Source organism: Telluria sp. ZB2R32 (genome assembly GCF_059685715.1).
In genome coordinates this window covers 288,563-314,705 of the sequence record NZ_JCASIG010000001.1, presented here as the reverse complement: position 1 = coordinate 314,705, position 26,143 = coordinate 288,563, and the positions used below count along the sequence as shown (strand labels likewise).

General features: G+C 65.8%; 22 protein-coding genes. 18 read left to right on the top strand and 4 right to left on the bottom strand.

The features are described from left to right. Window positions 1-153 precede the first annotated feature (153 nt). The 11 genes from gspG (at window position 154) to AC56LG_RS01320 (ending at window position 9,745) form a co-directional block, all read left to right on the top strand. A complete protein-coding gene (gspG, locus tag AC56LG_RS01370) occupies window positions 154-597 on the top strand; it encodes a type II secretion system major pseudopilin GspG (RefSeq protein ID WP_497164344.1) in 444 nt (147 codons plus the stop codon). A gap of 66 nt (window positions 598-663) precedes the next feature. Further along, window positions 664-1,851, top strand: coding sequence for a type II secretion system F family protein (locus tag AC56LG_RS01365; RefSeq protein WP_497164343.1), 1,188 nt, complete (start codon window positions 664-666; stop codon window positions 1,849-1,851). A 59-nt stretch (window positions 1,852-1,910) separates the two neighbouring features. Further along, window positions 1,911-3,569: a GspE/PulE family protein gene (locus AC56LG_RS01360; RefSeq protein ID WP_497164342.1), complete on the top strand. Its 1,659-nt coding sequence runs from the start codon at window positions 1,911-1,913 to the stop codon at window positions 3,567-3,569. After that, complete coding sequence (locus AC56LG_RS01355) at window positions 3,562-4,374, top strand: hypothetical protein (protein WP_497164341.1); 813 nt, start codon at window positions 3,562-3,564, stop codon at window positions 4,372-4,374. Before AC56LG_RS01360 ends, AC56LG_RS01355 begins: the two co-directional genes overlap by 8 nt. Beyond that, window positions 4,371-4,925 carry a hypothetical protein gene (locus tag AC56LG_RS01350; RefSeq protein ID WP_497164340.1) on the top strand — a complete coding sequence of 185 codons (555 nt, stop codon included), beginning with the start codon at window positions 4,371-4,373 and terminating at the stop codon, window positions 4,923-4,925. Before AC56LG_RS01355 ends, AC56LG_RS01350 begins: the two co-directional genes overlap by 4 nt. Then, window positions 4,922-5,500, top strand: coding sequence for a hypothetical protein (locus AC56LG_RS01345; RefSeq protein ID WP_497164339.1), 579 nt, complete (start codon window positions 4,922-4,924; stop codon window positions 5,498-5,500). The genes AC56LG_RS01350 and AC56LG_RS01345 overlap by 4 nt, the downstream gene beginning before the upstream one ends. Further along, window positions 5,497-6,084: a hypothetical protein gene (locus tag AC56LG_RS01340; RefSeq protein WP_497164338.1), complete on the top strand. Its 588-nt coding sequence runs from the start codon at window positions 5,497-5,499 to the stop codon at window positions 6,082-6,084. Before AC56LG_RS01345 ends, AC56LG_RS01340 begins: the two co-directional genes overlap by 4 nt. Then, the gene (locus AC56LG_RS01335) at window positions 6,084-8,120 is read left to right on the top strand and encodes a secretin GspD/PilQ domain-containing protein (RefSeq protein ID WP_497164337.1); all 2,037 of its coding nucleotides are present in this window, start codon (window positions 6,084-6,086) and stop codon (window positions 8,118-8,120) included. The genes AC56LG_RS01340 and AC56LG_RS01335 overlap by 1 nt, the downstream gene beginning before the upstream one ends. A gap of 1 nt (window position 8,121) precedes the next feature. Continuing rightward, a complete protein-coding gene (locus AC56LG_RS01330; RefSeq protein WP_497164336.1) occupies window positions 8,122-8,598 on the top strand; it encodes a type II secretion system protein in 477 nt (158 codons plus the stop codon). 2 nt (window positions 8,599-8,600) lie between these two features. Next, on the top strand, window positions 8,601-8,987 hold the full coding sequence (locus AC56LG_RS01325; RefSeq protein WP_497164335.1) for a type II secretion system protein: 387 nt from the start codon (window positions 8,601-8,603) through the stop codon (window positions 8,985-8,987). 5 nt (window positions 8,988-8,992) lie between these two features. Then, a complete protein-coding gene (locus AC56LG_RS01320; RefSeq protein WP_497164334.1) occupies window positions 8,993-9,745 on the top strand; it encodes a type II secretion system protein in 753 nt (250 codons plus the stop codon). Here the strand turns inward: AC56LG_RS01320 and murJ are convergent, their stop codons facing one another. Further along, window positions 9,746-11,296, bottom strand: coding sequence for a murein biosynthesis integral membrane protein MurJ (murJ, locus tag AC56LG_RS01315; RefSeq protein WP_497164333.1), 1,551 nt, complete (start codon window positions 11,294-11,296; stop codon window positions 9,746-9,748). It abuts the gene before it with no gap. A gap of 209 nt (window positions 11,297-11,505) precedes the next feature. Here murJ and rpsT point away from each other — a divergent pair, with 209 nt between their 5' ends. Further along, on the top strand, window positions 11,506-11,772 hold the full coding sequence (gene rpsT / locus AC56LG_RS01310; protein WP_110846758.1) for a 30S ribosomal protein S20: 267 nt from the start codon (window positions 11,506-11,508) through the stop codon (window positions 11,770-11,772). A gap of 210 nt (window positions 11,773-11,982) precedes the next feature. Here the strand turns inward: rpsT and AC56LG_RS01305 are convergent, their stop codons facing one another. Further along, a complete protein-coding gene (locus AC56LG_RS01305) occupies window positions 11,983-12,783 on the bottom strand; it encodes a DUF2243 domain-containing protein (protein ID WP_497164332.1) in 801 nt (266 codons plus the stop codon). A gap of 398 nt (window positions 12,784-13,181) precedes the next feature. On the opposite strand from AC56LG_RS01305, the gene AC56LG_RS01300 reads away from it, so the two are divergent. Further along, window positions 13,182-15,416 (top strand): NADP-dependent isocitrate dehydrogenase, encoded by a 2,235-nt coding sequence (locus tag AC56LG_RS01300; protein WP_497164331.1) that lies wholly within the window; start codon window positions 13,182-13,184, stop codon window positions 15,414-15,416. A 91-nt stretch (window positions 15,417-15,507) separates the two neighbouring features. Here AC56LG_RS01300 and AC56LG_RS01295 read toward each other — a convergent pair whose 3' ends face one another. After that, window positions 15,508-16,077 (bottom strand): pseudouridine synthase, encoded by a 570-nt coding sequence (locus AC56LG_RS01295; protein ID WP_497164330.1) that lies wholly within the window; start codon window positions 16,075-16,077, stop codon window positions 15,508-15,510. A 171-nt stretch (window positions 16,078-16,248) separates the two neighbouring features. Between AC56LG_RS01295 and icd the strand changes: the two genes are divergently transcribed. Beyond that, complete coding sequence (gene icd / locus AC56LG_RS01290) at window positions 16,249-17,505, top strand: NADP-dependent isocitrate dehydrogenase (RefSeq protein ID WP_497164329.1); 1,257 nt, start codon at window positions 16,249-16,251, stop codon at window positions 17,503-17,505. A gap of 114 nt (window positions 17,506-17,619) precedes the next feature. Here icd and cspE read toward each other — a convergent pair whose 3' ends face one another. Continuing rightward, on the bottom strand, window positions 17,620-17,823 hold the full coding sequence (gene cspE / locus AC56LG_RS01285) for a transcription antiterminator/RNA stability regulator CspE (protein WP_020653506.1): 204 nt from the start codon (window positions 17,821-17,823) through the stop codon (window positions 17,620-17,622). A 382-nt stretch (window positions 17,824-18,205) separates the two neighbouring features. Between cspE and clpS the strand changes: the two genes are divergently transcribed. The 4 genes from clpS (at window position 18,206) to AC56LG_RS01265 (ending at window position 26,143) form a co-directional block, all read left to right on the top strand. After that, complete coding sequence (gene clpS, locus AC56LG_RS01280) at window positions 18,206-18,508, top strand: ATP-dependent Clp protease adapter ClpS (protein ID WP_056339252.1); 303 nt, start codon at window positions 18,206-18,208, stop codon at window positions 18,506-18,508. Beyond that, window positions 18,505-20,805 carry an ATP-dependent Clp protease ATP-binding subunit ClpA gene (gene clpA, locus AC56LG_RS01275; RefSeq protein ID WP_497164328.1) on the top strand — a complete coding sequence of 767 codons (2,301 nt, stop codon included), beginning with the start codon at window positions 18,505-18,507 and terminating at the stop codon, window positions 20,803-20,805. The genes clpS and clpA overlap by 4 nt, the downstream gene beginning before the upstream one ends. 246 nt (window positions 20,806-21,051) lie before the next feature. Beyond that, a complete protein-coding gene (locus AC56LG_RS01270; RefSeq protein ID WP_497165006.1) occupies window positions 21,052-24,417 on the top strand; it encodes a S41 family peptidase in 3,366 nt (1,121 codons plus the stop codon). 139 nt (window positions 24,418-24,556) lie between these two features. After that, a complete protein-coding gene (locus tag AC56LG_RS01265; protein WP_497164327.1) occupies window positions 24,557-26,143 on the top strand; it encodes a methyl-accepting chemotaxis protein in 1,587 nt (528 codons plus the stop codon).

Below are 26,143 nucleotides of genomic sequence, written 5' to 3'. Positions count from 1 at the left end.
AGCGACGTCGTAACAAAGAAAAGTTGTCGTTCGAGATATCAGCGTGGTAGCCTTGCACGCCGATTCCGATGTGTTCCAGACAGCAAGTCCTGGGTGGCGCTCGGAATGGCGGCCGTGCGGTTTTGTTTGTGGAGCAATCGAGGAGTCAGTCGGATGTGTGCAGCAATGAAACAAGGCCGGACCTTGCGCCGGCATGAAGGCGGCTTCACGCTGCTCGAGTTACTGGTGGTGATCGTGATCATCGGCTTGCTGGCCGCCTACGTCGGCCCCAAATATTTCAGCCAGCTCGGCAAGTCCCAGGTCACCATTGCCAAGGCCCAGATCGAGGCATTCGAAAAATCGCTCGACACCTACCGGCTCGACGTCGGCCGCTATCCGACCGCCGAAGAGGGCCTGGCCGCCCTGATGAGCGCGCCGCCCGCGGTGGCGCCGAAGTGGAACGGTCCCTACCTGAAGAAGGGCATCCCGGCCGACCCGTGGGGGCATCCTTACCTGTACCGTTCGCCGGGCAGCAAGGGCGAGTACGAGATCGTCTCGACCGGGCGCGACGGCCAGCCAGGCGGGACCGGCGAAGACGCCGACGTCAGCTCGCAGTAAGCAGTCACTGCTGCGTAACAAACCGCACCCATACTCACGACCCCACGCCTACCGAAAGCGGTTTCCATGCAGTTTGTCGTCCGCACCCTTGCGCCTGACATGTCGATCGCGAGCGAGGTCATCGACGCGCCCGACGAGGCCGACGCGCGCCGCCAGTGCGAGTCGCGTGGCCTGTACATCAGCGCGGTCGAACCGGTCGGCCGTGGTCTCGGCAGCCGCAAGAGCAAGCGCCACCTGTCGCTCGTCCTGTTCAGCCAGGAATTGCTGGCGCTGCTGTCGGCCGGCCTCGGCATCGTCGAAGGACTCGAGGCGTTGCTGGAAAAGGAAACCAGCCCGGGCACGCGCGGCGTGCTCGAACGCCTGCTCGGCGGCCTGCGCGAAGGCAAGCGCTTCTCCAAAGTGTTATCGGAGCAGCCCGACCTGTTCCCGCCGCTGTACGTCGGCATCGTGCGCGCCGCCGAAGGCACCAGCGACCTGCCGCGTTCGCTCGCCCGTTTCATCGATTACCAGCAGCGCATCGACGTCGTGCGCGCCAAGCTGGTCAGCGCCGCCATCTATCCGGTCATCCTCTTGATGGTCGGCGGCGGCGTCAGCGCCTTCTTGATCGGCTACGTGGTGCCGCGCTTCGCCGAGGTGTACCAGGGAGCCGGGCGCGACCTGCCGTGGATGTCGAAGATGCTGCTCGGCTGGGGCCAGTTCGCCGCCAGCCACGGCGCCCTGCTGGCGAGCAGCGCGGGCGCCGTGCTGGCCGCAATCGTGCTCGGCCTGCGTCACCTGGCCCGAAGCGGCGCGCTGGCGCGCCTGGTCGAGCGCCTGCCGGGCATCGGCGAGCGCGTGCGCATCTACGAACTCTCGCGCCTGTACCTGACCCTCGGCATGCTCAGCGAAGGCGGCATCGTCATCGTGCAAGCGATCGAAACCGTGCAGGGCATGGTCTCGCCGGCCGTGCGCGACCGGCTGAGCGCCGCGCGCGCCGTGATCGAAGCCGGCCAGCCGCTGTCGACCGCCTTCGAGGCACATGGACTGACCACCCCGATTTCGCTGCGCATGCTGCGCGTGGGCGAGCGCACCGGCGACATGGGACCGATGCTGACCCAGTCCGCCGCCTTTTACGACGGCGAGATCAGCCGCTGGATCGACCGTTTTACCCGTACCTTCGAGCCGCTGCTGATGGCGGCCATCGGCCTGATCGTGGGCGCCATCGTGGTGCTGCTGTACATGCCGATTTTTGACCTTGCCGGAGACATGTCCTGAACGCGCCCCTGCCTGATTCCTCCATCGAAGACTCGCCCCAGGCCAGCATCGACGCCGGCGTGCTGGCGCGCGCCCGCGCCGCCAGCCGCGCCTCGCACCGCCCGCTGGTGGCCGAGCTGGAAGCGGCCAGCGGCCTGGAGCCGCGCCAGATCGTGCGCGCGCTGGCGCGGCCGTTCGGTTTGTCGGTGATGGAAACGGCCGAGATGCTGGGCCAGGCGCCGGCCTTCGACCTGCTGCCGCTGGCCTCGGCCCTGGCGCGCCACTGCGTGCTGCTGCGCGGCGCCGACGGCCGCCTGACCGGCGTGCTGCCCGACCCGTTCGACCTCGACCTGCAGACCTGGCTGGCGACCTGCGCGCGCGCCAGCGCCGCGGCGCCGCTGAACCTGCGCCTGGCGCTGCAATCCGACATCCAGGCTTACCTGTCGAAGCAGGAAGAATCGGCGCGCGCCGTCGACACCCTGGCGCCCGGCGCCAGCGAAACCCGGCGCGACGGCAAGACCGCCGCCGTGCTGTCGTTCGCCTCGGTCTCCGAAGGCGCCAGCCCCGCCGTCAAGCTGGTCAACTCGACGCTGTACGACGCGCTGAAAGCCGGGGCCTCGGACATCCACCTGGAAAGCACGGCCGGCGGCCTGGCGGTGAAATACCGTATCGACGGCGTGCTCGATCACGCGACCTCGGTCGGCGGCATCGAGACGGCCGAGCAGATCATCTCGCGCCTGAAAGTGCTGGCCGAACTCGACATCGCCGAACGGCGCGTGCCGCAGGACGGCAGCTTCCGGGTCGAGGCCGGCGGGCGCGAGATCGACCTGCGCGTGTCGATCATGCCGAGCATTCACGGCGAAGACGCGGTGATCCGTATTCTGGATAAACGCGCGATGATCGAAGCCTACGGCTCGCTGACGCTGGAAGCACTCGGCTTCGATGCGCCTTCGCTGGTGACGCTGCGCACGCTGGCGCAGGAAGCCTACGGCATGCTGCTGGTGACCGGCCCGACCGGTTCGGGCAAGACCACGACCCTGTATGCGGCGCTGACCGAAATCCACAACGGGCGCGAAAAGATCATCACCATCGAAGACCCGGTCGAATACCAGCTGCCCGGCATCCTGCAGATCCCGGTCAACGAAAAGAAGGGCCTGACCTTCGCCAAGGGCTTGCGTTCGATCCTGCGCCACGACCCCGATAAAATCATGGTCGGCGAGATCCGCGACCGCGAGACGGCGGAAATCGCGGTGCAGTCGGCGCTGACCGGCCACCTGGTGCTGACCACCGTTCACGCCAACAACGTGTTCGACGTGTTCGGCCGCTTCACCCACATGGGCATCGATCCGTATGCCTTCGTGTCGGCCCTGAACGGCATCTGGGCCCAGCGCCTGATCCGCACCAACTGCCCGCACTGCGCGGCGCAGTACACGCCGACCGATGCCGAACTCGAGGGCGTGCACCTCGAACGCGCGGAAGTGGGCGACTACGTCTTCATGCGCGGCAAGGGCTGCGGCGATTGCCGCGGCACCGGTTACCGCGGCCGCCGCTCGATCGCCGAGATCCTGACGCTCAACGACGAGATCCGCGAGCTGATCGTCGACAAGCGTCCGATCCGCCAGATCAAGGCCGCCGCGCACGCCAACGGCACGCGCAGCCTGCGCCTGGCCGCGCTCGACCTGGTGCGGCGCGGCGCCACCACCCTCGACGAAATCAAACGGGTGACCCTGCATGCTTGAACGCCGCTTATTCCAACTGCGGCAAACGCTGCGCATCGGTGTCGGCGCCGACAGCCTGGCGCTTATCCAGGCCAGCGGTGGCTTGACGCGCCGTCCGGCCCTGCGCCTGCTGGCCGAAGCCCGTTTCGACCCGGCCGAGGGCAGTGCGGGCCTCGGCAATGGCTTGCGCCGCCTGCTGGCCGACGCGTCCGCGGCCGGTCGCACGGCGACGATCGTGCTGGCCGACGATTGGGCGCGCCTGTGGCAAGTGGCGCCGCCGGCGAGTGCCAGCCGCATGGCCGACCTCGAGGCGGCCGCCGCGCTGCGTTTCCAGTCGCTGTTCGGCGCGCCGGCGGCCGGCTGGCGCATCAGCGCCGACTGGGACGCCGACCGCGCCTTCCTGGCCGCGGCGCTGCCCGCGTCCTTGCTGGCCGGCCTGCAGCAGGTCGCAATCGAGGAACGCCTCCACCTGGTCGGGATCGTGCCGCAGTTCGTCGCCGCCCTGAACGGCTGGCGCAAGGCGCGCCGCGCGGGCGCCTGGTTTGGCGTGGTGCATGGCGCGGTGCTGACGCTGGCCGTGTTCGACAAGGGCGCCTTCGCCGCCGTGCGCACGGCGATGGTGCCGCCCGGCGCCGACGGCGCCTGGTTCGCCGCCCACGTCGCGCGCGAAGCCTTGTTGACCGGTGTGGCGGAACCCGCCCTGGTGCAGGTCTGTGGCGCCGCGCCGCGTGCCTGGGCCGCACCAAGCTGCATGCTGCTGGGGAGCGTGCCGGAACCCGAATGGTCCGATGCGGCGCGCCTGGCGGCCAGCGGGAACGGAATATGAAAAAAGTACGTATCGATTTCGCGGCGCCGAGCCTGCGCCGCACGCTGTTCCACACGCCGCGCCCCGCCTGGCTGCTGCTGGGCGCCGGCCTGTGCCTGTGCATCCCGGCGGCCTACCACGCCAATGCCTACCTGGCGGAGGAGCGCGCCTTCGAGGCCGAGCTGGCCGCGCGTAGCGCCCGCATTGCGCAGGTACGGGCGCCGTCGGCGGTGCAGCTGGCCGCCAATGTGCCGGTGGCCAGCCCGGCGCAGGCCGCCGCCATCAATGCCGCGATCCTGCAACTGAACCTGCCGTGGGGCGGCCTGCACGATGCGATCCGTGCAGCCACGCCGGCCTCGGTGGCGCTGCTGGCGGTGGAGCCGGACGCCAGGCGGCGCGTGCTGCGCATCACCGCCGAAGCGCGCAGCAGCGACGACATGCTGGCCTATGTCGAACGCGTGGCCGACCAGGAATGGTTTGCCGGCGTGGCCCTGACGCGCCACGAAATCAATGAACAGGATCCGAACCGGCCGATCCGCTTCCAGTTCGATGCCCAATGGAGACAGCCATGAAGCGTCATGCCTTCGCCGCCATCTGGCTGCGCCTGCGCATCGCGCTGGCGGCGGCCAATCCGGTCGCCCTTGGCGCCCTGGTGCTGTGCATCGGCGCGGCCGCGGCGCTGGCCTGGCTGCTGCCGGCGCGCGAACTGGTCGAGGAGGGGCGCGTGCTGGCCCGGCGCCAGGCCGCGCTGCCGGCCGCGGCAACCGCCGCGCCAGTGCAGGCAGAACCCGCCACCGACGAATACCACCTGGCGCTGTTCAATGCCGCGCTGGGCGACCGCCGCCATGCCGAGCGGCAGGTGAAAACCCTGTTCGCGCTGGCCGCGAAATCGGGCCTGGTGCTGCGCCAGGGCGAGTACAAGGCCGCGTTCGAGCGCAATGCGCGCCTGCATACTTACCAGGTGACCTTGCCGGTGAAGGGCAGCTACAACGCCATCTGGCAGTTCGCACTGGGCGCGCTGCGCGCGATTCCGTTCGCGGCCCTCGACGAGATCAGCTTCAAGCGCGACGCGATTGGCGAGGCCGAAGTGGAAGCGCGCCTGCGCATCACCCTCTACCTGCTCGACCGTCCGGGAGAGGGATCGTGAAGACGCGCCACATGATCATGGGCGCCGCCCTGGTGGGCGCGGCCGCGCTGGTCGCCTTTGGCGACAACAGTCCGGAGGGCGAGGTGGCCGAGCCGGTGGCCCGTACCGTACCTGCCGATCCGCAGCTGGCCGCACGTGCGCAAGCCCCGGCGGTGCTGCCGCCGCAGGCCGCGCTCGAATCTGCGCCCGAATCCGCGCGCGCGCAGGCAGCCGGCGCCAAGCCCGCGCCGCACATCCTGCGCCTGCTGCCGCGCCAGGCGCTGGTCGGGCAGGGCGATGGGGCCGGCGACGTCTTCGCCAGCCGCGACTGGACCCCGCCGCCGCCACCGCCGCCGCCACAGCAGGCCGCGCCGCCGCCACCGCCCCCGACTGCGCCGCCGCTGCCGTTCACGCTGCTCGGCAAGGCGCTCGAAAACGGCGCCTGGGAAGTCTACCTGGCGCGGGCCGGCAAGACCTATGTCGTGAAACCGAAGACCGTCATCGACGGCACTTACCGGGTCGACGCGATTGCGCCACCCTTCCTGACCCTTACCTATCTGCCCTTGAACCAGGTTCAACAGCTTAATATTGGAGCATTCGACTGATGGCTAGTCATCCGAATGGCATGCTGCGGCGCATGCCGCGTGCACTCGCCGCATCGCTGCTTGCGTTGTCGCTGTCCGGCTGCGCCGGCCATGCCGCTTTCCGCGCGGGCCAGGAACTGGTCGCGCAAGACCAGGTCGAAGCCGGCCTCGCCAAATACCGCGAAGCCGTCGCCGCCGACCCCGGCAATGCCGCCTTCCGCGCCGGCCTGCTCAACGCGCGCGACCGCGCCGCCACCCGCCTGCTCGACAGTGCGCAGCGGCGCATGGCGGCCGGCCAGGCGGCGCAGGCGGCCGAGGATTACCGCCGTGTGCTCGCCTTCGATCCCGCCAACGAGCTCGCGCGCGCCGGCCTGATCCAGGTCGAAGCCGACGGCCGCCACGTGCGGCTGATGGCCGCCGCCAACGAGGCCTTCGAGCAAAAGGACCTGGAAACGGCGCGCCGCCATGCCGCGGCGATCCTGACCGAACGTCCGGACTACGAGCCGGCGCGCCTGCTGGTGGCGAAGATCGACGAAGCGGCGGCCAAGCCGGCGCAAGGCGGCCTGGCCGCCGCCTATCGCACCCCGATCAGCATCGAATTCCGCGACGTGGCCATCAAACAGGTCTTCGAAGTGATCGCCATGCGTTCGGGCCTGAACTTCGTGTTCGACAAGGACGTCAAGACCGATGCCCGCACCTCGATCTTCCTGAAGAACAGTAACGTCGAAGCCGCCATCTACTTCCTGTTGATGAGCAACCAGCTCGAACAGCAGGTCATGGACGGCAACACGGTGATGATCTATCCGAACACCGCCGCCAAGCTGCGCGAATACCAAGAACAGACGGTCAAGACCTTTTATCTTGCGAATGCCGACGCCAAGAACATCGGCAACACGCTGAAAACCATCGTCAAGTCGCGCGACGTCGTGATCGACGAAAAGCTGAACCTGGTGATCGTGCGCGACAGTCCCGAAGCGATCCGCCTGGCGACCCGGCTGGTGGCCCTGCAGGACGTGGCCGAGCCGGAAGTGATGCTCGACGTCGAGATCCTCGAGATCAAGCGCAGCAGCGTCACCGAACTGGGCGTGGCCTGGCCGACGACGCTCGGCTTCGCGCCGCTGCAGGCCGCCAACGGCACGCCGCTGACGATCGACACGCTGCGCGCGCTCTCGAGCAGCAGGATCGGCGTGACCGGCGCCACCGCCAGCCTGACTGCGAACCGCACCGACGGCGACTCGAACACGCTGGCCAATCCGCGCATCCGCGTGCGCAACAAGGAAAAGGCCAAGGTCGTCATCGGCGACAAGGTGCCGAACATCTCGGCCACCGTGTCCACCGGCGGCGTCGGCAATTTCGCCACCGAGAGCGTGACCTATGTCGACGTCGGCCTGACGCTGAACGTCGAGCCGACCATCTATCTGAACAACGAAGTGGCGATCCGTATCGCGCTCGAAGTGAGCAACGTGGTCGATACCTTGCGCACCAATTCGGGCTCGGTGGCGTACCGCATCGGCACCCGCTCGGCCAATACCATGCTGCAGTTGAAGGATGGCGAAAACCAGGTGCTGGCCGGCCTGATCAACAACGAAGACCGCAGCAGCGGCAACAAGGTGCCGGGCCTGGGCAACCTGCCGATCGTGGGGCGCCTGTTCGGCCGCACCAACGATACGCTCGATAAAACCGAGATCGTGCTGTCGATCACGCCGCACCTGGTGCGCACGGTGCAGCGTCCGCCGGCGGCGACCTCGGAATTCAGCGCCGGTACCGAAGCGAACTTCCGGCGCCGTCCGGACGCGCAGCCGATCCAGGTGAGCAGTGCCGCACTGCGCACGCCGGCGGCGCTGCCGGGCCAGGCGCCCGCGGCGCAGCCGGCTGCAGGTACCGCGGCACCAGCCCCGGGCCAGAGCCTGCCGTCGTCGGCGCTGCCGGTTACGCCGTCGTTGACGGCGCCTGCGCCGGCCGCGCCGGTGGGCGTGCTGGTGACGCCGGCACCGACTGGCGTGGTGGTCACGCCGGTCCCGGCGCCGCAGGGTGTGCCACAGAACCAGGGCCAGTAAGGTGCATCGCGTCGTCCGCGGCTTTACGCTGATCGAACTGCTGGTGACGCTGGCGATCCTGGCGCTGCTCGGCACGCTCGTGCTGCCGGTGGCGCAGGTGACTGCCCAGCGCAAGCAGGAGCAGGAGCTGCGGCGCGACCTGCGCGAACTGCGCCAGGGGATCGACGCCTATAAAAAGGCCTACGACGAAGGGCGCATCAAGCGCGCGGTCGGGGCCACCGGCTATCCGCCCAGGCTGGAACTGCTGGTGGAAGGGGTGCCGGACCTGCGCAGCCCGAAGCGCACCAAGATCTTCTTCATGCGGCGCCTGCCGCGCGATCCCTTCAATCCCGATCCGTCGCTGTCCGATGCCGAGACCTGGGGCAAGCGCAGCTACGCCAGCGAAGCGGCCGAGCCGCGCGAAGGCGACGACGTGTACGACGTATATTCGACTTCGACCCGGCCCGGCCTGAACGGCGTGCCGTACAACCGGTGGTGAGCATGACTTCTGTCCCCGCCCGCAGCCGCGGGTTTACGTTGATCGAGCTGCTGGTCGTGCTCGGCATTATCGCCTTGCTGCTGACGCTGGCCGTGCCGCGCTTCTTCCCGAGCATCGACAAGTCGAAGGAGACGATCCTGGCCGAGAACCTGCGCAACACGCGCGACATCATCGGCCAGTATTACAGCGATACCGGGCGCTATCCCGATTCGCTCGAACAGCTGGTCGAGAAAAAATACCTGCGCGCGCTGCCGCTCGATCCGCTCACCGAGCGCACCGACAGCTGGACCGTGATCCCGCCGGAAGACGGCGCGCTGGGCGGCGTCTACGACCTGCGCAGCGGGGCGCCGGGCAACGACCGCGGCGGCAAGGCCTACGCCGACTGGTAGCGCCGATGATTTCAATGCACGCGCGCCCGCGGCGCTCATTTTCACATGAGGCCGGCTTCACCTATGTCGGCATGGTTGTCTTCGTGACCATCATCGGCATGGTGGGCGCGGCCACATTGAAGGTGGGCGCACTGCTGGCGCGCGCCGAGGCGGAAAACGAGTTGCTTGCCATCGGCGCCGAGTTCAGCGCGGCGCTGGCCAGCTATGCGCAGGCCACGCCGCCGGGCCAGCCGCAGCAGCCGGCCACGCTCGAGGCCTTGCTGCGCGACCCGCGCTTCCCGACGCCGCGCCGCCACCTGCGCCGCATCTTCGTCGACCCGGTCACCGGCCGCGCCGAGTGGGGACTGGTGCGCGCGGCCGAAGGCGGGCCGATCACCGCGGTCTACAGCCTGTCGCAGGCCAGGCCGCTGAAGATCGCCAATTTCGAAGCGCGCTTCGTCAATTTCGACAACCGCCAGCACCTGTCCGAGTGGCGCTTCACCGCCAACATGCAGGGGCCGAACAATGGGCAGGCGCCGGGCGCGGCGCAGCCAGCAGGCGAACAGGCGCCGGTGACGATGTTCCCGCCGCCGCCCGAGCCGACTGCGCCCGTCGCGGCGCCGGTCGAGGGGCAGGCGGTGCTGCGCGAAGTGGTGCCGCCGCCGTCGCCGGAGACGCCGGAGCCCGAGGAGCCGGAAGAGGGCGAGAAGGCCGAGGAGCCGCCGGCGGAAACGCCGGCGCCGGTTGAACCAGCGCCGGCGACCCAGTCCGGCGTGTGATTATTTGGCGCGGCGCTTGAAGTCGCGCGGGCGGAAGCCGAGTACGCCCAGCACGCCGAAATAGCTGATCGCGCTGACAGTAATGATGGCCAGCAGGGCGCCGGCGCGCAGGAAGGGTTGCGCGCGCAGGCCGATCCAGTCGAACTGCGCCTGGCCGAACCACGCCACCGTCCCCATCACCGCCGCCGCCGCCACCACCTTCAGGAAGAAACCGACCCAGCCCGGTTGCGGCAGGTAGATGCGGCGCTTGCGCAGGCCGGTGTAGAGCATGGCGGCGTTGATGCAGGCGCCCACGCCGATCGACAGCGCCAGGCCGGCCACGCCCAGCAGCGGCACGAAGACCAGGTTCAACAGCTGCGTGACCACCAGCACGCCGACGGCGATGCGCACCGGCGTGCGCACGTCCTGGCGCGCGAAAAAGGCCGGCGCCAGCGTTTTCACCAGGATGAAGCCGAGCAGGCCGGCGCTGTAGGCCATCAGGGGCAGCGACGAGGCGATCACGTCCTGGTTGTCGAAGGCGCCGTAGTGGAACAGGGTGGCGATCATCGGCTCGGCCAGGGTCGCCAGACCCACCCCGGCCGGAATGGCGAGCAGGAAGGTCAGGCGCAGGCCCCAGTCCAGCAGCGAGGAATATTCGGCGGTGTCGCCTTCGGTATTCGCCTTGGCCAGGCCGGGCAGCAGGATGGTGCCGAGGGCCACGCCGAGCAGGGCGGTCGGCAATTCCATCAGGCGGTCGGCATACTGCAGGGCCGAGACGGCGCCCGCCGCCAGGGAAGCGGCGATGGTGGTGTTGATCAGGAGGCTGATCTGGGCGGCGGCCACCGCAAACACGGCCGGCCCCATCTTGCCGAGCATGCGGTGCACGCCGGCGTCGCGCAGGCCGACCAGCGGATTGACCGCCAGGCGCGGCAGCATGCCGATTTTCAGGAGCGAAGGGATCTGCAGGGCGACCTGCAGCACGCCGCCGATGCAGACGCCGACGGCCATCGCATAGATCGGCTGCGCGAAATAATCGGACAGCACCACGGCGGCGAAGATGAACGACAGGTTCAGCAGCACCGGTGTGATGGCCGGGATCTTGAACTGGCGCCAGGTGTTGAGGATGCCGCTGGAGAGCGCCACGAAGGCCATGCAGGCGATGTACGGGAACATCATGCGCGTCATGACGACGGCGGCGTCGAAGGCGGCCGGTTCGCGCTGCAGGCCGCCGCCGATCAGGTAGATGAGTACCGGCGCGGCCAGGATGCCGGCCACGCTCACCAGCAGGGTGGCCCAGATCAGCACCGTGGCCACGTGGTCGACCAGGGTCTTGGTCGCTTCCTGGCCGTGTTTGGTCTTGTACTCGGTAATGATCGGCACGAAGGCCTGCGAAAACGCGCCTTCGGCAAACAGGCGGCGCAGCAGGTTCGGCAGGCGGAAGGCGATGTTGAAGGCGTCGGTGAAGTTCGAAGCGCCGAAGGCGGTGGCGAACAGGCTTTCGCGCAGCAGGCCGGTCACGCGCGACACCATGGTCATGCTGGAAATGGCAGCGAGGGTCTTGAGCAGATTCATGGGGCGAGATTATAGCTGGGCAACACCCCGCGCGGCGCCGATCAGGCAACAAGAATCAAGAATGGTTTGCCAGGATAGGGTTGTATCGCTATAATCGTGGGCTGTACTGAATTCTGTTAGCAGACACAATGTTTTGGCAGGCACTGGAATGGGCCAGTTTGACTCGCTAATGTTTGCAAACGCAACTTGACCCCGATTTAGGAAATTCCATGGCAAATACCGCACAAGCGCGCAAACGCGCTCGTCAAGCAGTTAAGCAAAACGCACACAACAGCTCGCAGCGTTCGACCCTGCGTACCGCCATCAAGGCCGTCCGCAAAGCCATCCAGGCAGGCGACAAAGCTGCTGCAACCACCATCTTCCAGTCGTCGGTCTCGACCATCGACAGCATTGCCGACAAGAAGATCATCCACAAGAACAAGGCTGCTCGCCACAAGAGCCGCCTGGCTGCTGCCCTGAAAGCCCTGTCGGCTTAATCAGCGGACGGCGCGCGGCTCCGGCCGCGCTGGCAGTACAGTGGAAGAAGAACCCGCCCGACTCCGGTCCCGGCGGGTTTTTCCGCTTGTGGGTTGGGGTTCGTAGGGTGGGCACGCGTGCCCACGCGGGATCACGGTCGAATCACACGCGCCATCGCATCGAATGGTGCGGCATGCATGCGCACGACCGCGTGGGCACCAGTGCCCACCTTACGAACTGCGGGCCGACGTCCACGCCAGGCATCCGACCGCCAGCATCGAATTGCTGACCACCCAGGCCCCGTGCCGGTAGAGCAGGCCGGTGCGGCTGCGGTCCTGGATGTCGAGCGCCCACACGTCGCCCGCGGGCGAGGACCACAGGATGCGCCCGTCGACCGCCTCGATGCCGGCGAAGACCTGGCTCGGCGCCGTGCCGGGCTTGAAGAACACCATGGTCGTGCTCACGTCCGGCGGCGGCAGGGCCGCGACCGGTCCGCCGACCAGCACGGCCAGCACCAGCGCCGCGGCGCCGCGCCGCCCGCCACCCGTCGTGTCAGCGTTGCGGCGCAACCACCAGCCAAGCACGACAAAGGCGACGCCGAACACCACGAACCACAGCAGATCCCAGAACAGCACGTTGTCGGCGTCGAGCCGGATGCGGTGGATGCCGAGCACCCAGTGCGACAGGATGCCGTCGACGATGTGCCAGATGCCGAACCCCAGCGCCGCATTCGCCAGCAGCAGGCGCTCGCCGCCGCCGCCCACATGGTGGCGCCCCTTCCACAGCTTCCACAGGCCGGCCAGCGCCACCACATACATCAGCAGGTGGAAGAAGCCATCGGCCATGATCTGCACGCGGATGTCCTGGAAGGGCGGGCGCGTGACCAGCGACAGCAGGTGGTGCCATTGCAGGATCTGGTGCAGCAGGATGCCGTCGAAGAAGCCGCCCAGGCCGAAGCCGAGCAGGTAGCCGGCCCAGCCGAGCGAGCGCTGTCCGGGAATGATGAAGGCGTCAAGCTGGCGTACGGTCATTGGCGGCTCCTGGCGGGGTACATCGGCGGAAGGGATCGGCGCAAAACATCGGCGGATCGGGCGTGCCGCTATCCTAGCGCGTTCGAGCGCCGGCCCGCGCCGCGCTGCCGTGCAGGCTACCGGCGGTCATCAAAGCTGTAGCGCACAGTAAAATACTGGTGCATAATGTGAAACGCTCGTCTTATGTCTTATAGAAGACCTGCTGCCAACGAGCTTGCCGGCAGTGCATCGGCGGACGGCCTTCCGTCCCGATTCCCCTTCCCCGGCAGGTGGAGTAGCATGAAGGGCGGGGCGCGCGGAAAGTCGCCGTCGTACACGTTCAGCGCGAGCGAAGACAAGCGTTACTTACAACAAGTTGAACCATCGCGAAACGTTCGCGAGAACCGAGGAAAAAGCTCATGAGCAGTAATCCGACCATCATCTACACCCTGACCGACGAGGCGCCGCTGCTGGCGACCCACGCCTTCCTGCCTGTCGTCAGCACCTTTACCAAGGCCGCCGGCATCGATGTCGTCGCGAGCGACATCTCGGTCGCGGCCCGTATCCTGGCCGCCTTCCCGGAAGCCTTGACGCCGGAACAGCGCGTCCCGGACGCCCTGGCCGAGCTGGGCAAGAAGACGCTCGAGCCGGATGCGAACATCATCAAGCTGCCGAACATCAGCGCCTCGGTCGGCCAGCTGGCCGCCGCCATCAAGGAATTGCAGGAAAAGGGCTACAACCTGCCCGACTATCCGGCCGACGCCAAGACCGACGAAGAAAAAGCCATCAAGGCACGCTACAACAAGTGCATCGGTTCCGCCGTGAACCCGGTGCTGCGTGAAGGTAACTCGGACCGCCGCGCCCCACGCGCCGTCAAAGAGTACGCCCGCAAGAACCCGCACTCGATGCAGCCATGGTCGCCGGCTTCGCGCACCCACGTCTCGCACATGACCCACGGCGACTTCTACCACGGCGAAAAGTCGATGACGGTGCAGGGCGCGCGTGACGTCAAGATGGAACTGATCACCAAATCGGGCCAGACCATCGTCCTGAAGCCGAAGGTCGCGCTGCAGGATGGCGAGATCGTCGATTCGATGTTCATGAGCCGCAAGGCGCTGCTGGACTTCTACGAACAGCAGATCAACGATGCCAAGGAAACCGGCATCCTGTTCTCGCTGCACGTGAAAGCGACGATGATGAAGGTCTCGCACCCGATCGTCTTCGGCCACTGCGTGCGCATGTTCTACAAGGAAGCGTTCGAAAAGCACGCCGCATTGTTCGACAGCCTCGGCATCAACGTCAACAACGGCATGGCCGACCTGTACAACAAGATCGCCACCCTGCCGGCCTCGCAGCGGGAAGAAGTCGAGCGCGACCTGCACGCCTGCCAGGAACACCGTCCGGCGCTGGCCATGGTCGACTCGGCCAAGGGCATCACCAACTTCCATTCGCCGAACGACGTCATCGTCGACGCGTCGATGCCTGCGATGATCCGCGCCGGCGGCAAGATGTACGACGCCAACGGCCGCCTGAAGGAAGTCAAGGCCGTCATCCCGGAATCGACCTTCGCCCGCATCTACCAGGAGATCATCAACTTCTGCAAATGGCATGGCGCCTTCGATCCGAAGACCATGGGCACGGTACCGAACGTCGGCCTGATGGCCCAGCAGGCCGAGGAATACGGTTCGCACGACAAGACCTTCGAAATCCAGGAAGACGGCGTCGCCAACATCACCGACCTGGCAACGGGTGAGGTGCTGATGAGCCAGAACGTCGAGCAGGGCGACATCTGGCGCATGTGCCAGGTGAAGGACGCGCCGATCCGCGACTGGGTCAAGCTGGCCGTGACGCGCGCGCGCAACTCGGGCATGCCGGCCGTGTTCTGGCTAGACCCGTACCGTCCGCACGAGAACGAACTGATCAAGAAGGTCAAGACCTACCTGAAGGACCACGACACGAGCGGCCTGGACATCCAGATCATGTCGCAAGTGCGCGCGATGCGCTACACGCTGGAACGCGTCAAGCGCGGCCTGGACACCATCTCGGTGACCGGCAACATCCTGCGCGACTACCTGACCGACCTGTTCCCGATCATGGAACTCGGCACCAGCGCCAAGATGCTGTCGATCGTTCCGCTGATGGCAGGCGGCGGCATGTACGAAACCGGCGCCGGCGGTTCGGCTCCAAAGCACGTGCAGCAGCTGGTGGAAGAAAATCACCTGCGCTGGGATTCGCTCGGCGAGTTCCTGGCCCTGGCCGTGTCGCTGGAAGACCTCGGTATCAAGACCGGCAGCAACAAGGCCAAGGTGCTGGCGAAAACGCTCGACGCCGCGACCGGCAAACTGCTCGACAACCGCAAGTCGCCATCGCCGAAGACCGGCGAGCTCGACAACCGCGGCAGCCAGTTCTACCTGTCGCTGTACTGGGCGCAGGAACTGGCCGCGCAGACGGAAGACGCGGAACTGGCGGCTTACTTCGCGCCGCTGGCCAAGAACCTGGCCGAGAACGAAGCCAGGATCGTCGCCGAATTGCTCGAAGTGCAGGGCAAGCCGGTCGATATCGGCGGCTACTACAAGGCCGACGATGCGAAGGTGAAAGCGGTGATGCGTCCGAGCGCGACGTTCAATGCGGCGCTGGAGTCGCTGGGCGCGTAAGCAGGCTTAGCGAGGAGTAAAACCCCGCCCGGCGAATAGCCCGGCGGGGTTTTTTATGTTCGATCGATACGTTGGTGCTTGGGACGTAGGGTCAGCGCTTGGCGCTTCGCAAAGCCGCGACCGGCACTTCGACGAACTCGCCCGGCATCAACGGATGCGTCTGCAGCGAAAATGGCCCGATACTGCTGCGCACCAGCCGCAGCGTCGGCAAACCGACGGCCGCCGTCATGCGCCGCACTTGCCGGTTCTTTCCTTCTTCCAGCGTGATCGCGATCCAGCCGGTCGGCTTGTCCTGGCGCGTGCGGATCGGCGGGTTGCGCGGCCATAGCCATTCGGGTTCGGCAATGCGCACCGCGCGGCAAGGTTTGGTCACAAAATCGCCCAGGTCGATCGGCGCCTGCAGGCGCGCCAGCGCTGCCGCATCGGGTACGCCGTCGACCTGCACCAGGTAGGTTTTCGCTTCCTTGTGATCCGGGTGGGCGATCTTGTGCTGCAGGGCGCCGTCGTCGGTCAGCAGCATCAGGCCTTCGCTGTCGGCATCGAGCCGGCCTGCGGGGTAGATGCCGGGAATGGTCAGGTAATCGGCAAGCGACTCCCTTCCTTCCTGCGGCGAAAACTGGCACAGCACCTGGAACGGTTTATTGAAGAGAATAAGCGGCATGAATAATGTCTGGAACAAAAGGAGAGGGCGGGTAAGAGCGCGGGCGCCAAGGCATGGCATCTGGCAAAATACTGGTGCATAATGCAAGTCGCCATCTTATGTCTTATAGAGGACTGGCGAATTCGTCGCTATTGTAATGCAGAGCCTCTTGCGGCCACCTGGGAGAACACGATGTACCAACATATCAACGTACCGGCCGAAGGCCAGAAGATCACGGTCAATCCCGATTGCTCGCTGACGGTCCCGGACAACCCGATCATCCCGTATATCGAAGGCGACGGCACCGGCCTCGATATTACCCCGGTGATGCTCAAAGTGGTCGATGCGGCGGTGGCCAGGGCCTACGGCGGCGCGCGCAAGATCAGCTGGATGGAAATCTTTGCCGGCGAAAAGTCGACCGCCATCTATGGTCCCGACGTCTGGCTGCCGCCCGAAACGCTCGAAGCGGTAAAGGATTACGTGGTCTCGATCAAGGGTCCGCTGACGACGCCGGTGGGCGGCGGCATCCGTTCGCTCAACGTCGCGCTGCGCCAGGAACTCGACCTCTACGTCTGCCTGCGCCCGGTGCGCTACTTCAAGGGCGTGCCTTCGCCGCTGAAGCAGCCGGAAAAGACCGACATGGTCATCTTCCGCGAGAACTCGGAAGACATCTACGCCGGCATCGAATGGGCGGCCGATTCGGAAGGCGTGAAGAAAATCATCGCCTTCCTGACGCAGGAAATGGGCGTCAACAAGATCCGCTTCCCGGACAGCTCGGGCATCGGCATCAAGCCGGTCTCGCGCGAAGGCACCGAGCGCCTGGTGCGCAAGGCGATCCAGTACGCGATCGACAACGACAAGCCTTCGGTGACGATTGTCCACAAGGGCAACATCATGAAATACACCGAAGGGGGGTTTCGCGATTGGGCGTATGCGCTGGCGCAAAAGGATTTCGGCGCCGAATTGATCGACGGCGGTCCATGGTGCCGTTTCAAGAACCCGAAGAGCGGGCGCGACATCATCATCAAGGATTCGATCGCCGACGCCTTCCTGCAGCAGATCCTGCTGCGTCCCGCCGAATACAGCGTGATCGCCACCCTGAACCTGAACGGCGATTACGTCTCCGACGCCCTGGCGGCCCAGGTCGGCGGCATCGGCATCGCGCCGGGCGCCAACATGTCGGATTCGGTGGCCATGTTCGAGGCCACCCACGGCACCGCGCCCAAGTATGCGGGCAAGGATTACGTGAATCCGGGCTCGCTCATCCTGTCGGCGGAAATGATGCTGCGCCATATGGGCTGGACCGAGGCGGCGGACCTGATCATCTCCTCGATGGAAAAGGCGATTGCCTCCAAGCGCGTCACCTACGATTTCGCGCGCCTGATGGAAGGCGCGACGCAAGTGTCGTGTTCGGGCTTCGGCGAGGTCATGATCGAGCAGATGCAATAACCTGCTTGCGGCGATGGAGCCCGCTTCCAGACGAGGCGGGCTTTTTATGCATGATGGAGCACGGACGAAAAAAAACCCCGCGCTTGGCGGGGTTTCTCGCTTCCGAGGGCGGAATTACATGCCCTGGATGTTGGAAGCTTGCTTGCCTTTAGGGCCTTGCGTGACTTCGAATTGGACTTTCTGACCTTCTTTGAGGGTCTTAAAACCGTTCATGTTGATTGCGGAGAAATGCGCGAACAGATCCTCGCCGCCGTCATCTGGAGTGATGAAGCCAAAGCCTTTGGAATCATTGAACCACTTAACAGTACCAGTTGCCATAAAGAACTTTCAAATATAAACAAATCACACGAGCCATAAAAGCAAGAAGCTTCTTGCCCCCTCCTCAGCCTGCTCACTTCTTATCAACAAGTACATAAGTACATGTCAATAGTTGCATTGTTAATGCACTAAGTTTTGAAGTCAAGCCCTTTGATGAGACTGTCGTTAATTTTTCCATACGCCATGCACATGGGGTCAAAGCCGGCTCTTGATTTCTGCAAACGGAGCGCCATCTGCGCTTTCAACGGAAAACAAGTAAGATGAAGGCGAGTCGAAGTGAGCCGGTCGCGTTGATCTGACTGCATCGATCTGGCCGCATCGAATGAACGCATTGAATGACGTTTTCGCTTTGCATCATCCTGGAACGCTTTAGAATACGCCCATGGCAACCAAGCACGATACCGAACAGCTGCTGGAGCGGCAAGTCGTAAAACCACCGCCCCTGTATCAGGTGGCGTTGCTGAATGATGACTACACACCGATGGAATTTGTTGTAGCAATCATTCAGGAGTACTTCAACAAGGATCGCGAGACGGCGACGCAGATCATGCTTTCCGTGCACCGCCATGGTAAAGGGGTGTGCGGCGTGTTTTCCAAAGATATAGCGTGTACCAAAGTGGAGTTTGTCTTAACGCATGCGCGCAAGGCGGGGCATCCCCTGCAGTGCGTGATGGAGGAAGTATGATTGCGCAGGAACTTGAAGTATCCCTACACATGGCCTTTGTCGAAGCTCGACAGGCACGGCACGAGTTCATTACCGTGGAGCACCTGCTGCTTGCGCTCCTCGATAATCCCTCGGCCGCGGAAGTCCTGCGTGCGTGCGCGGTCAATATCGACGACCTGCGCAAGACCCTGACCAATTTCATCGGTGACAACACCCCGACCGTGCCCGGCACGGGCGAGGTCGACACCCAGCCGACGCTCGGATTCCAGCGCGTGATCCAGCGCGCGATCATGCACGTCCAGTCGGCCTCGAACGGCAAGAAGGAAGTCACCGGCGCGAACGTGCTGGTGGCGATCTTCGGCGAGAAGGATTCGCACGCCGTCTACTACCTGCACCAGCAGGGCGTGACGCGTCTCGACGTCGTCAATTTCATTTCGCACGGCGTGCGCAAGGACCAGCAGATCGATAGCCAGAAAGCGTCGGAAGGCGTGGAAGAAGCGCAGGTCGAAGGGGCGACGAAAGAAAGCCCGCTCGACCAGTTCACCCAGAACCTGAACAAGGCGGCTGCCGACGGCAAGATCGATCCCCTGATCGGGCGCGAGGAAGAAGTCGACCGCGTGATCCAGATCCTGTGCCGCCGCCGCAAGAACAACCCGCTGCTGGTCGGTGAGGCTGGTGTCGGCAAGACCGCGATCGCGGAAGGCCTGGCATGGCGCATCGTCCAGGAAGACGTGCCCGAGATCCTGCAGAATGCCGTCGTGTTCTCGCTCGACATGGGTGCGCTGCTGGCCGGCACCAAGTACCGCGGCGATTTCGAGCAGCGCCTGAAGGCCGTCCTCAAGCAACTCAAGGACACGCCGAACGGCATCCTGTTCATCGACGAGATCCACACGATCATCGGCGCCGGTTCCGCATCGGGCGGCACGCTCGACGCATCGAACCTGCTGAAACCGGCCCTGGCGAACGGCCAGCTCAAGTGCATCGGCGCGACCACGTTCACGGAATTCCGCGGCGTGTTCGAGAAGGACCATGCCCTGAGCCGCCGCTTCCAGAAGGTCGACGTCAACGAGCCATCGGTCGAGCAGACCGTGCAGATCCTGCGTGGCCTGAAGTCGCGCTTCGAAGAACACCACGGCGTCAAGTATTCGTCGTCGGCGCTGTCGACCGCGGCGGAACTGGCGGCGCGCTTCATCAACGACCGTCACCTGCCTGACAAGGCGATCGACGTCATCGACGAAGCGGGCGCGGCCCAGCGTATCCTGCCGAAGTCGAAGCAGAAGAAAACCATCGGCAAGACCGAGATCGAGGAAATCATCGCGAAAATCGCGCGGATTCCCCCGCAAACGGTCAACCAGGACGACCGCAGCAAGCTGCAGACGATCGACCGCGATCTGCGCAACGTCGTCTTCGGCCAGGATCCTGCGATCGACGCGCTGGCCTCGGCCATCAAGATGGCGCGTGCGGGTCTCGGCAAGCAGGACAAGCCGATCGGTTCCTTCCTGTTCTCCGGTCCGACCGGTGTCGGCAAGACCGAGGTGGCCAAGCAGTTGGCGTTCATCCTCGGCATCGAGCTGATCCGCTTCGACATGTCGGAGTACATGGAGCGGCACGCCGTGTCGCGCCTGATCGGTGCGCCGCCGGGCTATGTCGGCTTCGACCAGGGTGGTCTGCTGACCGAGGCCATCACCAAGAAGCCGCACGCGGTGCTGCTGCTCGACGAGATTGAAAAGGCCCACCCGGACATTTTCAACATCCTGCTGCAGGTGATGGACCATGGCACGCTGACCGACAACAACGGACGCAAGGCCGACTTCCGCAACGTGATCATCATCATGACCACCAATGCGGGCGCCGAAAGCCTGACCAAGCGCTCGGTGGGCTTCGTGGATTCGAAGGCGGCAGGCGACGAGATGGCCGACATCAAGCGCATGTTCACGCCGGAGTTCCGCAACCGCCTGGACGCGACCATCAGCTTCCGCGCGCTGGACGAGGAAATCATCCTGCGCGTCGTGGACAAGTTCCTGATGCAGCTGGAAGAACAGCTGCACGAGAAGAAGGTCGAAGCCATCTTTACCGAGAAGCTGCGCAAGTTCCTCGGCGCGAAAGGGTTCGATCCGCAGATGGGCGCACGTCCGATGTCGCGCCTGATCCAGGACATGATCAGGAAAGCCCTGGCCGACGAGCTGCTCTTTGGACGCCTGGTCAATGGTGGACGCGTCACGGTCGACCTGAACGAAAAGGACGACGTCACGCTCGAGTTCCCGGAAGGGGACGCGCTGCCGCCGCCGGCGCCAGCCGAGACGGTCGAGATCGAGTAAGCCTCGGCTCTCCACAAAAACCGCGCCCTGTGCGCGGTTTTTTTTTCGTCTGCCGTAGGTGGCGTGCCGTCGTCACCTCCAATACCAGGAACAGAGCACAGACCCGTAGGGTGGGCGGGAAACCCGCCCACCCTACGTCCTGCCGCACACCTCGCCTTGTACTCCCTTTATTTACATGTATGCACGCCAACCCGGCTGCGCGCTATGGCAAACTCATGCTCCCTAGCAAACTCTGCCGTCGTGACCATGACCGTTTTCCGCACCATCCTCGCGCTGTCCCTTGCCCTCATCGGCACGCAGGCCAGCGCCGCCGATCCGTATTTCCGCTTTCCCGCCGTGCGCGGCGATACGATCGTGTTCACCGCCGAGGGCGACCTCTGGCGCACCACGGGCGCCGGCGGCAAGGCCACGCGCCTGACCACCCATCCGTCCGCCGAAACCCACGCGGCGATTTCGCACGACGGCAAGTTCGTCGCCTTTGCGGCCTCCTACGAAGGCGCGCAGGAAGCCTATGTAATGCCGCTCGAAGGTGGCTTGCCGAAGCGGATCACCTTCGAAAATGGCGGCGTCACGGTGCTGGGCTGGACCGCGCAGGGCGAGGTACTGGTCAGTACCGAGAATTCGACCGGGCCGGCCAAGCACCGCGTGGTGGCGTTGCTCGACCCGGTGAAGCTGACGCGCCGCGTGCTGCCGCTGGCCGACGCCAACGACGCCGTGCTCGACGATGCCGGGCGCACCGTGTATTTCACGCGCATGGGCCTGTCCATGACCAACGATAACGTCAAGTCCTACCGCGGCGGCGCCCATGCCCAGCTGTGGCGCTTCGACCTGGCGGCGAAAAACGAAGCCATGCCGCTGTTCAAGGGTGACACGGCCAACAACCGGCGCGCGATGTGGCATGCGGGGCGCCTGTACTTCATCAGCGACGCCAGCGGCGCCGACAACCTGTGGACGGCCAATCCCGACGGCAGCGACCGCCGCCAGCTGACCAGGCACACCGAATGGGACGTGCGTAGCGCCTCGCTCGGCGACGGCCGCATCGCCTACCAACTGGGCGCCGACCTGCGCCTGTTCGACATCGCCCGCGGCGCCGACACCCTCCTGAAAGCGAGCCTGGTGTCGGACTTCGACCAGCAGCGCATGCGCCGCGTGAAGTCGCCGCTCGAGGCCTTGAGCAGCATCGACGTGGCCGGCAAGCTTGAACGCATCGTGCTGACCGCGCGCGGACGCGTCACCATCGCCGGCACCGGCAGCGGGCGCCGCGTCGAGATCGCGGTGCCGGAAGGTGCGCGTGCCCGCGGCGCCGTGTTCAGCCACGACGACAAATGGGTGTATGCCGTGGTCGACACCAGCGGCGAGAACGAGATCTGGCGCTACGCCGCCGATGGCTCCGGCCACGGCGAGCGCCTGACCCATGACGGGGCCAGCCATCGCCGCAACCTGTACCCGTCGCCCGACGGCCGCTGGCTGGCGCACACCGACAAGAAGGGCCGCACCTGGCTGCTCGACCTGGCCACGAAAGCCAATGTCGTCATCGACGACGCCGGCCTCGAAGGCCACGATCCGTCCGACCAGGTGGTCTGGTCGCCCGACAGCCGCAACCTGGCGTTCGTGCGCGTCGGCAGCCGCGAACGGCGCGACCAGATCGGCATGTTCAACCTCGCCGGCAAGCAGCTCGCCTTTGTCACGACCGACCGCTACGAAGCCAGTTCGCCGGCCTTTTCCCCGGACGGCAAATGGCTGTACTTCCTCTCGGCGCGCCACTTCAACGTCGGTAACGTCTCGGTCTGGAGCGACCGTAACATGGGGCCGGTATTCGACAAGCGCGTCGGCGTGTATGCGCTGGCGCTGCAAGCGGACGTACGTTTTCCGTTCAAGCCCGAGGACGAGCTGACCAAACCGGAAGAAAAGTCGCCCGAAGCGGCGGCCAGGGCGGCTATCAAGGCGCCCGGCAGCGACGACACCAGCGGCGACAAGAGCGTAGCGGTCGCCGCCGCTGCGGCGGTCGCCGCGGCCGGCGCCGACAAGCCGAAGCAGCCGCCGCCGCCGACACCGGCGATCGCTTACGCCGGCCTGCGCGAGCGCCTTTATCAAGTGCCGGTCGCACCGGGCAACTACCGCGCGCTGGCGGTCGACGACAAGCGTCTCTACCTGCTCGAAGCCGGCGATGACGAAGCCGCCAAGGGCACCCTGAAAACCCTGGCGATCGCGCGTAGCGCACCGCAGCCGGAAACCTTTGCCGCCAACGTGCGCGAGTTCGGCCTCTCGCTCGACCGCAAGCACGTCTTCTATCGCACCTGGGCCAAGGGCACGCCGGGCGACATGCTGATCGTCGACGCCGGCCCGAAGGCGCCGGCCGACCTGTCCAAGGCCAAGGTCAAGATCGACGACTGGGCGGTGACCTCGAACCCGCGCCTGGAATGGAAGCAGATGTTCAACGATGCCTGGCGCATGCACCGCGATTTTCTGTACGACGCGCGCATGCGCGGCATCGACTGGAATGCCGCGCGCACGCGTTACGCGCCGCTGGTCGAGCGCGTCACCGACCGCGCGGAACTCGACGACGTGCTCGGCATGATGGTGGGCGAGGTCGGCGCGCTGCACTCGCAGATCCGTCCGGGCGACGTGCGCCGCGCCGCCGCCGAAGGCACCCCGGCCAGCCTGGGCGCCGTGCTGACGCGCGTCGCGGAAGGTTACCGGGTCGACCGCGTCTACCGCAGCGAACCGGAGCTGCCATCGGAAGCGGGGCCGCTGGCCGCGCCCGACGTCAACGTCAAGGAGGGCGACATCATCACGGCGGTGAACGGCAAATCGCTGCTCGAGGCGCGCGACATCGCCGACCTGTTGCTCGACACCGCCGGCAAGCAGGTGCTGCTCAACGTGAAGCCCGCCGGCGGCAAGCCGCGTGCGCTGATCGTCACGCCGGTCTCGATGGCGACCCATACCAGCCTGCGCTATGCCGACTGGGAACAGGGGAGGGCGCAGCAGACCGAGGCCGCCTCGAAAGGCAAGATCGGCTACCTGCACCTGCGCGCGATGGTGGCGCGCGACATCAATGCCTTTGCGCGCGACTTCTACGCCAACATCAACAAGGAAGGCCTGGTCATCGACGTGCGCCGCAATAGCGGCGGCAACATCGACAGCTGGATCATCGAAAAGCTGCTGCGCCGCTCGTGGTCGTTCTGGGCCTCGAACGGCCAGCAGCCCTACTCGAACATGCAGAACACCTTCCGCGGCCACCTGGTAGTGCTGATGGACGAGTTGACTTATTCGGACGGCGAGACCTTCGCCGCCGGCGTCAAGGCGCTGAAGCTGGGGCCCCTGGTCGGCAAGCGCAGCGCCGGCGCCGGCGTCTGGCTCAGCGACGGCAACGGCCTGCTCGACAACGGCATGGCGCGCGTCGCCGAAAACGGCCAGTTCTCGAGCGATGGCGAGTGGCTGATCGAAGGTGTGGGCGTCACGCCCGACGTCGAGGTGGACAACCTGCCGCACGAAACCTTCGCCGGGCGCGACCGCCAGCTGGAAGTGGCGATCGAACTGCTGCAGAAGAAAATGCAGGAGCAGCCGGTCAAGGCGTGGAAGCCGGCGGCGATCCCGGCGATCAAGCGGTAAGGGCGCATGCGCTGATGGCGCGCCGGCGACGAACCGGTTGCGCATCGGCCGCATGCGCGTGGGCGCGGAGTGCGCGCATTTGGCATTCACGATGTGGTCATATTCCATGGTTACATTACGGAAATTGTCAACGAATGTCATGCGCATGTCCCCCGCCAAACTCCAGACCGGCACCAAGATCCTCGGTTCCTTCGTCTTCGTCTCGCTCTTGCTTGCCCTTATCACCCTGGTCGCCCTGTGGCGCATGCATGCCGCCGATGCGATCACGCGCGACCTGGTGCAGGACAAGCTGGCCAAGCAGCAGCTGGCATCCGACCTGCTCGGCGTGGCGCGCCTGAACGGCCTGCGCGTCATGTCGGTTGCGCGCAGCGATAGCCTCGAGCTGGCCGATCTGTACAAGGCGCAACTGCGGGGCGGCGAACAGCAGGCGGCGGCGATCGAGATGGGCATGCGCGCACTGCCTGCTTCCGGCGCCGAAGTGGCGCTGCTGCGCGCGCTGCGCGAACATGCGGCGGCGTTCGCCAAGGCGACACAAGCCGTATTCGCCGCCAAGGACATCGGCCGCACCCAGGAAGCCGAAGAACTGCTCTCCAGTGCGCTGGAACCCGCTTTCGCCCGCTATGACGCCACCCTGGAATCGCTGCTGAAGCACCATGCACGCCAGGCGCACCAGCTGGCCGACGATTCGGCCTCTGCCTCGGCCTTCAGCCGCGTACTGCTGTTGGCGCTCGGCGCGGCCGCGCTGGCGGCGGGCGCCGTGCTCGGCTGGATCCTGACGCGCAACATCGTCGGGCCGCTCAAGCAGGCCGTGAACCTGGCCGAAGAAGTAGCGCGCGGCGACCTGCGTCCTCGCATCCGGCATCGCCGCCAGGACGAAATCGGGCGCTTGTTCGATGCCCTGAACGGCATGACGGGCGGCGTCGCGGCCACTGTGACCGAAGTACTGCGGGGTGCGCACGGCATCGATGCCGCCTCCAGCGACATCGCGGACGGCAACCAGGAGTTGTCGCAACGCACCGAGCGCCAGGCAGGCGCGCTGCGCCAGACCGTGTTTGCGATGGAAGAGCTGACCGGGGCGATCGCCAGCAACAACATCAGCGCGCGCGATGCGAATGGACTGGCCCAGTCGGCATCGCAGGTTGTGGGCGAGGGCGCCGCCGCCGTGGCCCAGCTGGTGCAGCGCATGGAAGCGATCAAGGCGTCGGCGGACAAGATTGCCGACATCACCAGCATGATCGACAGCATTGCATTCCAGACGAATATTCTGGCCTTGAATGCGGCGGTGGAGGCGGCGCGCGCCGGTGCGGAAGGGCGCGGCTTCGCGGTGGTCGCGGCCGAGGTACGCAACCTGGCCCAGCACTCGGCCGGGGCTGCCAGGGAAATCAAGGAGCTGATCAAGGAATCGGCCGGCGAGATCGAAGCGGGCACCGGTATCGCCCGGCATGCCGGCGACACCATGCACGTGGTACTCGACAAGGTACGGGAAGTGGCCGCACTCCTGGGCGCGATCCACGGCGCCAGCGAACAGCAGGCCAGCGGCGTGGCAACTGTCGGACGCGCGATCGCCGAGATCGACCTGTCGACCCGGCAGAACGCGGCGATGGTGGAGGAAGCGGCTGCCGCAGCCGCCTCGATGCGCGAACAGGCGGCGGAGCTGTCGCGCCTGGTCGGTACCTTCCGGCTGCGCCAGCAGGCAGACAGTCCGGGCGTGCTGGCCGCCGCCTGA